Annotated in this window: 10 protein-coding genes; 6 read left to right on the top strand and 4 right to left on the bottom strand. The window is 58.3% G+C overall.

The window, feature by feature from the left end; all coding sequences use genetic code 11:
• Nucleotides 1-60: 60 nt before the first annotated feature.
• Both xylB and xylA read right to left on the bottom strand, forming a co-directional pair.
• Nucleotides 61-1,515, bottom strand: a complete 1,455-nt coding sequence (gene xylB, locus SOM48_RS17345) for a xylulokinase (protein ID WP_320512628.1) — start codon at nt 1,513-1,515, stop codon at nt 61-63.
• Between the two features lie 39 nt (nt 1,516-1,554).
• On the bottom strand, nt 1,555-2,877 hold the full coding sequence (gene xylA, locus SOM48_RS17340) for a xylose isomerase (RefSeq protein ID WP_320512626.1): 1,323 nt from the start codon (nt 2,875-2,877) through the stop codon (nt 1,555-1,557).
• 349 nt (nt 2,878-3,226) lie between these two features.
• Between xylA and xylF the strand changes: the two genes are divergently transcribed.
• The 4 genes from xylF (at nt 3,227) to xylR (ending at nt 8,288) form a co-directional block, all read left to right on the top strand.
• Nucleotides 3,227-4,219, top strand: a complete 993-nt coding sequence (gene xylF / locus SOM48_RS17335) for a D-xylose ABC transporter substrate-binding protein (protein ID WP_128481904.1) — start codon at nt 3,227-3,229, stop codon at nt 4,217-4,219.
• Nucleotides 4,220-4,306: 87 nt separating this feature from the next.
• Nucleotides 4,307-5,848: a xylose ABC transporter ATP-binding protein gene (locus tag SOM48_RS17330; protein ID WP_320512625.1), complete on the top strand. Its 1,542-nt coding sequence runs from the start codon at nt 4,307-4,309 to the stop codon at nt 5,846-5,848.
• A complete protein-coding gene (gene xylH, locus SOM48_RS17325) occupies nt 5,826-7,007 on the top strand; it encodes a xylose ABC transporter permease XylH (RefSeq protein ID WP_320512624.1) in 1,182 nt (393 codons plus the stop codon). Before SOM48_RS17330 ends, xylH begins: the two co-directional genes overlap by 23 nt.
• 102 nt (nt 7,008-7,109) lie before the next feature.
• Nucleotides 7,110-8,288: a D-xylose utilization transcriptional activator XylR gene (gene xylR, locus SOM48_RS17320; RefSeq protein ID WP_042718640.1), complete on the top strand. Its 1,179-nt coding sequence runs from the start codon at nt 7,110-7,112 to the stop codon at nt 8,286-8,288.
• Between the two features lie 48 nt (nt 8,289-8,336).
• Here xylR and SOM48_RS17315 read toward each other — a convergent pair whose 3' ends face one another.
• Complete coding sequence (locus tag SOM48_RS17315; RefSeq protein WP_076769334.1) at nt 8,337-9,164, bottom strand: protein bax; 828 nt, start codon at nt 9,162-9,164, stop codon at nt 8,337-8,339.
• Between the two features lie 317 nt (nt 9,165-9,481).
• Between SOM48_RS17315 and SOM48_RS17310 the strand changes: the two genes are divergently transcribed.
• Both SOM48_RS17310 and avtA read left to right on the top strand, forming a co-directional pair.
• Nucleotides 9,482-11,518 carry an alpha-amylase gene (locus tag SOM48_RS17310; RefSeq protein WP_320512623.1) on the top strand — a complete coding sequence of 679 codons (2,037 nt, stop codon included), beginning with the start codon at nt 9,482-9,484 and terminating at the stop codon, nt 11,516-11,518.
• A gap of 136 nt (nt 11,519-11,654) precedes the next feature.
• The gene (gene avtA / locus SOM48_RS17305) at nt 11,655-12,911 is read left to right on the top strand and encodes a valine--pyruvate transaminase (RefSeq protein WP_187291293.1); all 1,257 of its coding nucleotides are present in this window, start codon (nt 11,655-11,657) and stop codon (nt 12,909-12,911) included.
• 7 nt (nt 12,912-12,918) lie between these two features.
• On the opposite strand, the gene SOM48_RS17300 is transcribed toward avtA, so the two are convergent.
• Nucleotides 12,919-13,386: a 4Fe-4S dicluster domain-containing protein gene (locus SOM48_RS17300; protein ID WP_313275219.1), complete on the bottom strand. Its 468-nt coding sequence runs from the start codon at nt 13,384-13,386 to the stop codon at nt 12,919-12,921.
• Nucleotides 13,387-13,434: the final 48 nt, after the last annotated feature.

The following is a 13,434-nucleotide window of genomic DNA, read 5'->3' as shown; positions in this document are numbered from 1 at the left end:
GACCAAAAAAGGACAACATCAGGGTGATTACGGCCCACCGTTGCCAGCGGGCCGAAAAGGTTATGACATCAGCGGCAACAGCTGCTGATAGATGCGGCGGAAGGTGTCGCGCTTCGCGGCATAATGTGCGTGGCGCTGCGCGTCCGGCTGATGCTGCTGCTCCACCGGCAGTTGCGGCAATAGCGTTGCCAGCGGTACGTCAGGATTAACGGCGATTTGTGCCAGCCGCGCCGCGCCGAGCGCCGGGCCAACATCCCCGCCGGTGCGGTAATCAAGCTGCAAACCGCTGATATCCGCCAGCATCTGCCGCCACCAGTCGCTGCGCGCGCCGCCGCCGATAAGGGTAATGCTTTGCGGCGTCACGCCGCAGGCGTGCACCACATCCATCCCGTCTGCCAGCGCATACCCCACCCCTTCCAGCACCGCACGCGCCAGCTCCGCCGGGCCGTGTTGATGGGTCAAACCAAAGATGACGCCTTTTGCCTGCGGGTTGTTGTGCGGCGTGCGCTCGCCGGAGAGATAGGGCAGAAACCAGATATCGCCCGCGTTCTCGTCGGCCTGCTGCGCAGCGCTAATCAGTGCCTGCACCGACGCCATGCCGGTCAGTTTGGCTGCCCAGTCCAGACAGGAGGCCGCGCTCAGCATCACCGACATCAGATGCCAGCGCCCCGGTAGCGCGTGGCAGAAGCTGTGCACCGCGCTTTCCGGCTTGCTGAGGAACCCTTCGCTGACGGCAAAGTAGACGCCGGATGTGCCGAGCGAGAGCATCGCCTGCCCCGCATCCGCCATGCCGACACCGACCGCGCCAGCGGCGTTGTCGCCGCCGCCTGCAACAATCGGCACTACCGGCATCGCCCAGCGCCGGGCAACTTCTGGCAGCAGTTCGCCGGTGATCTCACTGCCTTCAAACAGCGTTGGCATATGGCTGCGCGACAGCGAGCAGGCGGCGAGCATCTCATCGCTCCAGTCGCGCTTCGCCACATCAAGCCACATGGTGCCTGCGGCATCGGACATATCGCTGGCAAAGACGCCGGACATCTTCAGCCGCAGATAATCTTTCGGCAGCAGCACCTTCGCCACCTTAGCGAAGATCTCCGGTTCATGCCGTTGCACCCACAGCAGCTTCGGCGCGGTGAAGCCCGGCATCATCAGGTTACCGGTGATCGCACGGGCGTTAGCGACCCGCGCTTCCAGCAGCCCGCACTCCTCACCACAGCGACCATCGTTCCAGAGGATCGCCGGGCGCAGAACGCGGTTTTCGCTATCGAGCAGCGTCGCGCCGTGCATCTGCCCGGCAAGGCCGATGGCCTTCACCTGCTGCAACGAATGCGCTGCGCCGAGCGCCTGGATGGCGCGATCCGTCGCCTGCCACCAGCTTTCGGGATCCTGCTCCGACCATAGCGGGTGTGGGCGAGAGACGCTGAGTTTCTCCGTATGGGAGGCCAGCACCTCGCCCTGCTCACCGAGCAGAATCGCCTTCACGCCCGAGGTACCGAGATCGATCCCGATATACATAGTGACTACTCCTTGTTGAGTGTGCCGCGCAGAAGCCGGTTACTTATCGAAGAGATACGCGTTGACCAGGTTCTCCAGTTGCTCCTGATGACCGCTCTGGTGACGCGGCGCCAGGTTCTGCTCCTCAGCGTACTTCGCCAGCTCCGCAAGACTAAGCTGCCCCTGCAAAATTTGCTGGCCCAGCTCACCATTCCAGCCCGCATAACGTTTAGCAACGCGTTTATCCAGCTCGCCCTCTTCGACCATGCGGGCGGCGATTTTCAGCGCCAACGCCATGGTGTCCATCGCGCCGATATGGCCGTAGAAGAGATCGTACTTATCGGTGCTCTGGCGACGGACCTTGGCGTCAAAGTTGAGGCCGCCGGTGGTGAAGCCGCCCGCCTTGATGATTTCATACATCACCAGCGCGTTCTCTTCGACGCTGTTCGGGAACTGGTCGGTATCCCAGCCGAGCTGCGGATCGCCGCGGTTGGCGTCGACGGAGCCAAACAGCCCCAGCGCAATGGCGGTGGCGATTTCATGATGGAAGGAGTGGCCCGCGAGGGTGGCGTGGTTGGCTTCGATATTGAGCTTAATCTCTTTTTCCAGCCCGAACTGTTTCAGGAAGCCATAGACGGTCGCGGCGTCATAATCATACTGGTGCTTGGTTGGCTCCTGCGGTTTTGGCTCAATCAGCAGCGTGCCGCGGAAACCGATTTTGTGCTTATGCTCGACCACCATGTTCATAAAGCGGCCAATCTGCTCGCGCTCCTGGCGCAGATCGGTGTTGAGCAGGGTTTCGTACCCTTCGCGTCCGCCCCACAGCACGTAGTTTTCGCCGCCGAGTTTATGGGTGGCGTTCATCGCGCTTACCACTTGGGTTGCCGCCCAGCTGAAGACTTCCGGATCCGGGTTAGTGGCCGCGCCCGCGCCGTAACGTGGGTTGGTAAAGCAGTTTGCCGTGCCCCACAGCAGCTTGACGCCGCTCTGCTGCTGTTTTTCCCCCAGCACATCAGCCATTTCGGCGAAGTTGCTCAGGTACTCTTTCAGCGAGGCGCCTTCCGGGGAGACATCGACATCATGGAAGCAGTAGTAGGGCACATTGAGCTTATGGAAGAATTCGAAGGCGACATCGGCTTTGCGTTTTGCCAGCGCCATCGCCTCGCCCGGCTGCTGCCACGGGCGATCGAAGGAGCCGACGCCAAACATATCCGCGCCGTTCCAGCAGAAGGTGTGCCAGTAGCAGGCGGCGAAACGCAGGTGATCTTCCATGCGTTTCCCGAGCACCAGCTCATCCGGGTTGTAGTGACGAAACGCGAGCGGATTCGTACTCTTTGAACCTTCAAAACGAACCCGATCCAGCTGGTCAAAATAAGCGTGCATAATGAGCTCCATTGGCGAGTGAACATATCTGAGTTAATACTGGATTCTCTCTGCGCCTTGCTCAATTACGTTATTTCACACTGCCATTGAGAGAATACGCAAACGTGCGCTGGCTCGCAAAATAACCGCAAAAGTTGCTGCGAGGTGCTTTCCTGTTTTTTATGCAACGCCAGTTTTATTTTTTTTAAAATAAGATCGGGGTCATAAATCAGCAAATAAACCAAAAAACGTAACCCGCCTATTAAAATCTGTAATTGCCACTATTCCATTCTGCGTTAAGAATTTGCTCGTTCTAAGCAGTGCACGTTTCTTTTATCTCGCACACCACCCTACGAAAGGTATTCCTATTATGAAGATAAAGAATCTCTGCCTTACACTCTGCGCCACCCTGCTGCTTGCCAGCACGTTCAGCCATGCCAAAACGATAAAAATCGGCATGGCGATTGACGATCTCCGTCTTGAACGCTGGCAAAAAGATCGCGATATTTTTGTTAAGAAAGCCGAATCCCTCGGTGCCGATGTCTTTGTCCAGTCGGCGAACGGTAATGAAGAGACCCAGATGTCGCAAATTGAAAATATGATCAACCGCGGCGTCGACGTGCTGGTTATTATTCCCTACAACGGTCAGGTATTAAGTAACGTTGTGAAAGAAGCCAAACAGGAAGGAATTAAAGTTCTGGCCTATGACCGCATGATTAATAATGCGGATATCGATTTCTATATCTCCTTCGACAATGAAAAAGTCGGGGAATTACAGGCGCAAAGCCTGGTCAATAAGGTGCCGCAGGGTAATTATTTCTTAATGGGCGGCTCGCCGGTGGATAATAACGCCAAGCTGTTCCGCGCCGGGCAGATGAAGGTATTGAAGCCCTATATCGACAGCGGCAAAATTAAAATTGTCGGCGACCAGTGGGTCGATGGCTGGCTGCCGGAAAACGCGCTGAAAATAATGGAGAACGCGCTGACCGCCAACAATAATAAAATCGATGCCGTGGTGGCCTCGAATGACGCAACCGCTGGCGGCGCTATCCAGGCATTGAGCGCGCAGGGGCTGGCGGGCAAAGTTGCCATCTCCGGTCAGGATGCAGATCTCGCCGGGGTCAAACGCCTGATCAACGGCAGCCAGACGATGACCGTCTATAAACCTATCACCCAGCTTGCCAACACCGCGGCGGAGATCGCCGTCGAGCTTGGCAACGGTAAGCAGCCGAAGGCCGATGCTTCACTTAATAATGGCCTGAAAGATGTGCCCGCCCGCCTGCTGACGCCGATTGAAGTCACTAAAGAGAATATTGACGCCACGGTGATCAAAGACGGCTTCCACCAGAAGAATCAGCTCTGAAAAAGACGGCGCGCCTGAGTCCAGAATCAGGCGCGCCGCCGCCCTCACTTCAGGCGCTGTCTGATAAGCGATCGACGTGGAGCAGCCATGCCTTACTTACTCGAAATGAAGAACATCACCAAAGCCTTCGGCGTCGTGAAGGCGATTGATAACGTCAGCCTGCAACTTAACGCGGGCGAAGTGCTCTCCCTGTGCGGCGAAAACGGCTCGGGTAAATCGACCCTGATGAAAGTGCTGTGCGGCATCTACCCGACCGGCAGCTATGAAGGCGAAATCTACTTTGCAGGGGAGCTTCTGCAAGCGAGCCATATCCGCGATACCGAGCGCAAAGGGATCGCCATCATTCACCAGGAGCTGGCGCTGGTGAAACATCTCACGGTGCTGGAGAACATCTTCCTTGGCGCGGAGATCACCCGCCACGGCGTGATGGATTACGACCAGATGACGCTGCGCTGCGAAAAGCTGCTCAAACAGGTGAGCCTCGCCATCTCGCCAGATACCCGCGTCGGTGACTTAGGCCTGGGCCAGCAGCAGCTGGTGGAGATCGCCAAAGCGCTGAACAAACAGGTGCGGTTGCTGATTTTAGATGAGCCGACCGCCTCGCTGACCGAGCAGGAGACGGCGGTGCTGCTCGATATCATCCGCGACCTGCGCAACCACGATATCGCCTGCGTTTACATCTCCCATAAGCTCAATGAAGTGAAAGCGATTTCCGACGTCATCTGCGTTATCCGCGACGGGAAGCATATCGGCACCCGCGATGCGTCAGGGATGAGTGAAGATGACATCATCACCATGATGGTGGGCCGTGAGCTGACCGCGCTCTACCCCAATGAACCTCACACTCACGGCGAGGAGATCCTGCGCGTCGAGCACCTCACCGCCTGGCATCCGGTTAACCGCCATATCAAACGCGTCAACGACGTCTCCTTTAGCCTCAAGCGCGGCGAGATCCTCGGCATTGCCGGGCTGGTCGGCGCCGGGCGCACCGAAGCCGTGCAGTGCCTGTTTGGCGTCTGGCCAGGCCGCTGGGAGGGAAAAATTTTTCTGGATGGCAAGGAGATTGAGATCCGCAACTGCCAGCAGGCGATTGGCCACGGCATCGCCATGGTGCCGGAGGATCGCAAGCGCGACGGCATTGTGCCGGTGATGGCGGTGGGCAAAAACATCACGCTGGCGGCGCTAAACCAGTTTACCGGCAGCCTGAGCAGCCTCGATGACGCCGCCGAGCAGGCGTGCATTTTGCAGTCCATCCAGCGGCTGAAAGTAAAAACCTCGTCGCCGGAGCTGGCGATTGGCCGGCTGAGCGGCGGCAACCAGCAGAAAGCGATTCTCGCCCGCTGCCTGCTGCTCAACCCGCGCATTTTGATCCTCGATGAGCCGACGCGCGGCATCGATATCGGCGCGAAGTATGAAATCTACAAACTGATTAACCAACTGGTGCAGCAGGGGATCGCGGTGATTGTGATCTCCTCCGAGCTGCCTGAAGTGCTGGGCCTGAGCGACCGCGTGCTGGTGATGCACGAAGGGAAGCTGAAAGCCGATCTTATCAACCGTCATTTGACCCAGGAGCAGGTTATGGAAGCGGCGCTGAGGAGCGAACATCATGTCGAAAAGCAACCCGTCTGAAAGTCAGTTATCCACCGCGTCGCCGGGCCCCTTCTCCGGGCTGAAATCACTCAACCTGCAGGTGTTTGTGATGCTTGCGGCCATCGTTGTGATCATGCTCTTTTTCACCGGCATGACCGACGGTGCCTACCTGAGCGCGCGTAATATCTCTAACCTGCTGCGCCAGACCGCCATCACCGGCATCCTCGCGGTGGGGATGGTGTTTGTCATTATCTCGGCAGAGATTGACCTCTCGGTAGGCTCGATGATGGGCCTGCTGGGCGGTGCGGCAGCCATTTTCGACGTCTGGCTCGGCTGGCCCTTGCCGCTCACCGTGGTGGTGACGCTGCTGCTTGGCCTGCTGCTCGGCGCATGGAACGGTTGGTGGGTGGCCTATCGTAAAGTGCCGTCGTTTATCGTCACCCTTGCCGGGATGCTGGCGTTTCGCGGCGTGTTAATAGGCATTACTAACGGCACGACCGTTTCACCTACCAGCGCGGCGATGTCGCAAATCGGCCAGAGCTATCTGCCGGACGGTGTTGGCTTCGGAGTGGGCGCGCTGGGGCTGGTGGCATTTGTGCTCTGGCAGTGGCGCGGACGCATGCGCCGCCAGTCGCTGGGCTTAGCCACCTCCTCCTCCAGCCATGCGGTGGGGCGCCAGGCGCTGATCGCGGTGATCGTGCTCGGTGCCATCTGGCTGCTGAATGATTACCGCGGCGTGCCGACACCGGTGCTGCTGCTGGTATTTCTGCTGCTGGCAGGTCTGTTTATGGCAACGCGCACCGCTTTTGGCCGCCGCATTTACGCCATTGGCGGCAACCTTGAAGCGGCGCGGCTCTCGGGTATTAACGTTGAGCGCACCAAACTGGCGGTCTTCGCAATCAATGGCCTGATGGTGGCGATTGCCGGGCTTATCCTCAGCTCGCGTCTCGGTGCCGGTTCGCCGTCGGCCGGGAACATTGCCGAGCTGGATGCGATTGCCGCCTGCGTGATTGGCGGCACCAGCCTCGCGGGTGGCATCGGCAGCGTGGCGGGCGCGGTAATGGGCGCTTTCATTATGGCCTCGCTGGATAACGGCATGAGCATGATGGATGTCCCCCCCTTCTGGCAGTACATCGTCAAAGGAGCCATTTTACTGCTGGCGGTGTGGATGGACTCCGCCACCAAACGTCGCGCCTGAGCCAGGCGAACCGAGGCGCGATCACACTGCCGGATTATTTTTGTCCGGCAGTGTGTTGAATATGGTAATCAGAACTGATGAATAGTCAGGAAGCGAACCACTATGTTTGAAAAGCGCCATCGCATCACGCTGTTATTTAACGCGAATAAAGCCTACGACCGCCAGGTGGTCGAAGGCGTTGGGGAGTATCTTCAGGCGTCGCAATCGGAGTGGGATATCTTTATCGAAGAGGATTTCCGCGCCCGCATTGAGAACATTAAGGAGTGGCTCGGCGACGGCGTGATCGCCGACTACGATGACCGGGAGATTGAGCGGCTGCTGGCGGATGTCGATGTACCGATTGTCGGCGTCGGCGGCTCTTACCACACGCCGGAGCACTACCCGCCGGTGCACTATATCGCCACCGACAACCACGCATTGGTTGAGAGCGCGTTTCTGCACCTTAAAGAGAAAGGGGTGCATCGCTTCGCCTTTTACGGCCTGCCCGCCTCGAGCGGCAAGCGCTGGGCCGCCGAGCGGGAATATGCTTTTTGCCAGCTGGTAGCGCAGGAGAAGTATCGCGGTGTGGTTTACCAGGGGCTGACTACCGCGCCGGAAAACTGGCAGCATGCGCAAAATCGCCTTGCCGACTGGCTGCAAACGCTGCCGCCGCAAACGGGGATTATCGCCGTTACCGACGCGCGGGCGCGCCACGTTTTGCAGGTCTGTGACCATCTGCATATTCCGGTGCCGGAGAAGCTGTGCGTGATCGGCATCGATAACGAAGAGCTGACCCGCTACCTCTCCCGCGTCGCGCTCTCTTCGGTGGCGCAGGGCACACGGCAGATGGGCTACCAGGCCGCGAAGCTGCTGCACCGGCTGCTGGATAACGAAGCGATGCCGTTGCAGCGTCTGCTGGTGCCGCCGATGCGGGTGGTTGCCCGCCGTTCAACGGATTACCGTTCGCTGAACGATCCGGCGGTGATTCAGGCGATGCACTACATCCGCAACCACGCCTGCAAAGGCATTAAGGTCGATCAAGTGCTGGATGCGGTCGGTATTTCGCGCTCCAATCTGGAGAAGCGCTTCAAGGAGGAGGTGGGCGAAACCATTCACGCGGTGATCCACGCCGAGAAGCTGGAGAAGGCGCGCAGCCTGCTGATCTCCACCTCGCTCTCTATCAATGAGATTTCGCAGATGTGCGGCTACCCGTCATTGCAGTACTTCTACTCGGTCTTCCGCAAGGCTTACGACAGCACGCCGAAGGATTATCGCGATCGCTACAGCGAAATCCTGATTTAGGCGCAAAGAAAAACGCCTTCCGGGCGGAAGGCGTTTCAGCAAGCGGGGTTACATGTGGGCGGCAATTAACTGCTGATTGTCCTGATACATGGCAAACAGATAGTTGTTATAACTCGCGCCGCGGGTGGAGTAGCCCTTCAGCTTGTGGATCATTGCCGTCGCCGTCACTTCCTGGTCCGCTTTACGCAGCTGCGCACGGGATTTACGGAATGAAGCATAGGCCGCATGCGTGTTCAGGTTGGTGACGTAAGCGTCTACCGACTCCTGCACCGAGCCAAACTGCGAGTAGCCTTTCACTCTGCCCGAGCCGCTTTTACAGGCGCCTTTCGCGCACTTCATGCCGAACAGGTTGTTGTTGCTGCGCGCCAGCTTAGAGGTGCCCCAGCCGCTCTCTGCTGCGGCCATGGTGGCGACCATGCTGTCCGGAATAATGTCAACGCGCTCCAGCAGCGTGTTCCACGGAATACGGCGCGTATTCCCGGACCAGCTCACTTTGTAGCGTTTGGCAATATCCTTCATGCGCGTGCGCTCAGAGGGCGACCACTGGCTGTCATACTGTTTTCTGAGCAGCCAGTTACGCTCCGCGGTGATCGCAGCGTTTTTGCTGGTGATGTAAGGCATTACGGTCCGGAGAAACGCTCTCTTTCGTGGTGTCCCGGAAGGGTATTTTCGCAAATCAGGAAGTGAACGGCTTTTTACACTATTGCGAGAATACTCTTTCTTACTGCTTGCCTGTTTTTTTACGCTTGCCTTAGTGACGTGGGCTTTGTGACTCGCTGTTTCTGTGTGCGTTTTTGCCAGCACTCCACCTGAAAACATCAAGGTGAAAAACATGAGTATCGTCGCCCCACTTCGTCGCATGGGTATCGATATCATTAGGTCTCCTGGTCGGATATAAGCATTCCAACGCCTTCTTTTATGCACGATTTTGCGGGCTGAATCGCAAATCATACCAAAATTAACCTTATCGGGCACGTACAGAAATAATCCAATTCTGAAACTATGTCACCGGTAAACTGCATATAAAGCGCACAACTTCTTAAAATTGCGGCGATTATCGCAATTTCGAAAACCGCACGTTTTACGTATTTTCTCAACCCTTGCCCTCCTCCCTGGCGAACCGGCGATGGGGAGGAGTCACCCGCGCCAGCAGACGGGCACACTAGGGAAAATCGCTATCACGGGGCTTATTGATGAAACACGCTGCCTTACTTCTGCTGTTACTGCCCGGCGTCGCCTGCGCCAACTGGACGGCGGCCGGTTTTCCCGCATTAACTGACGACGGCACCGGCGTCTGGCGCAGCCAGGCAACGCTGAAAAAGGGTGAGATGCCCGTTACCGTGCAGCAAGGCGATGCGTGCTGGCAGCCTGCAAGTGCCATCAAGCTCAATCAGATGCTGTCGCTGGTGCCGTGCAGCGCCAGCGCGCCGCAGTGGCGCATCTTCCGCGACGGCGATTATCAGCTCCAGCTTGATACCCGCTCCGGCACGCCGACGCTGTTAATCAGCGTGAAAGCCCCGGCAGAGAAGCAAACGGTGGTGGCGCGCCAGTGCCCGGTGCGCAGCGATAAACCGCTGACCATTCCGGTGGTCGACACCTTCCCGGAAGGCAGCGAAGTGCGGGATTTCTACAGCCAGCAAACCGCGACGGTGCGCGAGGGCAAAATCACGCTGCTGCCAGCGAAAGAGAGCAACGGCCTGCTGCTGCTTGAGCCTGCGCAGACGCGCGGCGCGGCACCATTTCAGTGGCATAACGCCACGGTCTACTTCGTGCTGACCGACCGCTATGTCAACGGCGATCCCGCCAATGACAACAGCTACGGGCGGCACAAAGATGGCATGCAGGAGATTGGCACCTTTCACGGCGGCGACCTGAAGGGGCTGACCAGCAAGCTCGACTATTTGCAAAAACTCGGCGTAAACGCGCTGTGGATCAGCTCGCCGCTGGAGCAGATCCACGGCTGGGTTGGTGGCGGCACCAAAGGGGATTTCCCCCACTACGCCTACCACGGTTACTACACGCTCGACTGGACGCGCCTCGACGCCAATATGGGCGATGAAAACGATCTGCGCACGCTGGTTGATGAAGCGCACCGCCGCGGCATCCGCGTGCTGTTTGATGTGGTGATGAACCACGCCGGTTACGCAACGCTTGCGGATATGCAGACCTACCAGTTCGGCGCACTCTACCTGAAAGAGGAGGAGCGCAAAAAAACCCTCGGCGAGCACTGGACCGACTGGAAGCCCGCCGCCGGGCAAACCTGGCACAGCTTCAATGATTACATCAACTTCAGCGATAAAACCGCCTGGCAAAACTGGTGGGGCAAAAAGTGGATCCGTACCGATATTGGCGATTACGACAACCCCGGTTTCGACGATTTGACGATGTCGCTGGCCTTCCTGCCGGATCTGAAAACCGAATCGAAAGAGGCTTCCGGGCTGCCGCTCTTTTATCGTCATAAACCGGATACCGCCGCGCGCGAGATTGCCGGTTACACGCCACGCGACTATTTGACCCACTGGCTGAGCCAGTGGGTGCGCGACTACGGCATTGATGGTTTCCGCGTTGATACCGCCAAACACGTTGAGCTGGAGGCCTGGCAGCAGTTAAAAACCCAGGCAACGGCGGCGCTGGCAGAGTGGAAACAGGCCAACCCGCAGAAGAAAATCGACGATGCGCCCTTCTGGATGACCGGCGAATCCTGGGGGCACGGCGTGATGCAGAGCGCTTACTATCAGCACGGTTTCGATGCGATGATCAACTTCGACTACCAGCAGCAGGCCGCAGATGCCGCCAGTTGCCTGGCGAATATGGACAGCGTCTGGCAAGAGATGGCGGAGAAGCTGCAAAGCTTTAATGTGCTGAGCTACCTCTCTTCCCACGATACCCGCCTGTTCCGCGAAGGCGGTGCGCAGTCGGCAGAGCTGCTGCTGCTCGCCCCTGGTGCGGTGCAGATCTTCTACGGCGACGAAACCGATCGTCCCTTTGGCCCGACAGGTTCGGATCCGCTACAGGGGACGCGATCGCAGATGAACTGGCAGGATCTTGATGGTAAAGCCGCCGCCAGCCTGCGCCACTGGCAGACGCTCGGGCAGTTCCGCGCCCGCCATCCGGCGCTGGGTAGCGGCAAGCAAACATCGCTTACGTTGTCACAGGGTTACGGCTTTGTGCGCACCCAGGGCGAGGATAAAGTGATGGTCGTCTGGGCCGGGCGGGCGCAGCAGAAGTAATACCAGAAGATTGTGCTGATAAAGCACACTTGTTAAGAACGAACGTCGATAAACTGCGACGAAGGGAGATTTGCACCTCGCGGGTGAGAGCGTTATGGTTAGCCACTTTCACCCGCAGCCCGACAGAGCAGTAGCGATGACATTTTCACTTTTCGGCGACAAATTTACCCGACATTCAGGCATTACGCGTCTGATGGAGGATCTTAACGACGGTTTACGCACCCCAGGCGCTATCATGCTCGGCGGTGGCAACCCGGCAAAAATCCCGGCGATGACCGACTACTTTCAACAACTGCTTTCGCAGATGCTGGAGAGCGGCAGCGCCACGGATGCCCTGTGTAATTACGATGGTCCACAGGGAAAAACCGAGCTTCTGACGGCGCTGGCCGCGATGCTGCGTGAAGAGTTAGGTTGGGATATTGAACCGCAGAACATTGCACTGACAAACGGCAGCCAGAGCGCGTTTTTCTACTTGTTTAACCTCTTTGCCGGCCGCCGCGCCGACGGCAGCACGCGCAAAGTGCTCTTCCCGCTGGCGCCCGAGTATATCGGCTACGCCGACGCCGGGCTGGAAGAGGATCTCTTCGTCTCCACGCGACCCAATATCGAACTGCTGCCGGAAGGGCAGTTTAAGTACCACGTCGATTTCGAGCACCTGCATATTGGTGAAGAGACGGGGATGATCTGCGTCTCGCGCCCGACCAACCCGACCGGCAACGTCATCACCGATGAGGAGTTGATGAAGCTGGACGTGCTGGCCAATCAGCACAATATCCCGCTGGTGATTGATAACGCGTACGGCGTCCCCTTCCCCGGCATTATCTTCAGCGAAGCGCGCCCGCTGTGGAACCCGAATATCATTCTCTGCATGAGCCTGTCGAAGCTGGGCCTGCCGGGCAGCCGCTGCGGCATCATCATTGCCAATGACAAAGTTATCTCTGCCATTCGCAATATGAACGGCATTATCAGCCTCTCACCGGGCGGCATTGGCCCGGCGATGATGTGCGAGATGATTAAGCGCAAAGACCTGCTGCGCCTCTCAAACGAGGTGATTAAGCCGTTTTACTACCAGCGCGTGCAGGAGACTATCGCCACGCTGCGCCGTTATCTGCCGCCGGAGCGCTGCCTGATCCATAAACCGGAAGGGGCTATTTTCCTCTGGCTGTGGTTTAAAGATCTGCCGATCAGCACCGAGCTGCTCTACCAGCGCCTGAAAAAACGCGGCGTGTTGATGGTGCCGGGAGACTACTTCTTCCCCGGCCTCGATAAGCCGTGGCCGCACACTCATCAATGCATGCGCATGAACTATGTGCCGGAGCCAGAGCTTATCGAAGCGGGCGTTAAAATCCTCGCCGAAGAGGTGGAGCGCGCCTGGCAGGAGCACAGCGCCTGACAACGGTTTACGCGGGCAGGCTTTTTAGCCGCGCTTCGCGTAACCGCGCCGGATCGACACAACTCAGCGCGCTCGTCGGGCAGGCCTCAACGCAGGCAGGCCCGCCATCGCGGTGCTGACAGAGATCGCACTTCAGCGCCTGCAGCGGCGCTGAAGTCACCTCCATTGCGCCGAACGGGCAGGCGATCATGCAGCTTTTGCAGCCAATACAGCGCGACTGCTCCACCAGCACTACGCCCTGCGCGCGGTAAATGGCACCGACCGGGCAGGCTCTGGCGCAGGGCGCCTCTTCACAGTGATGGCAGGTAACTGCCGTGGAGAAGTCGCCGGTTTTGACCACGCGAATGCGTGAAGAGAAACGGGCGGGATTAAGGCCCGAACAATCCTGATTTTGCTGGTGCGACACCGCGCAGGCCACTTCGCAGGTGCGGCAGCCGATGCATTTTGCCGCATCGGCGATGATAAATCGGTTCACGCGTCCTCCCGCCTGAGGCTGAAAAGAGCGAGAGTGCCAGAAAAAACT

This window comes from Kosakonia sp. CFBP8986 (genome assembly GCF_034044935.1).
In the GTDB taxonomy this organism is placed as follows: Bacteria; Pseudomonadota; Gammaproteobacteria; order Enterobacterales; family Enterobacteriaceae; genus Kosakonia; species Kosakonia cowanii.
Note: the sequence above shows the minus strand (reverse complement) of the source record. Positions and strands in the feature narration are given on the sequence as shown.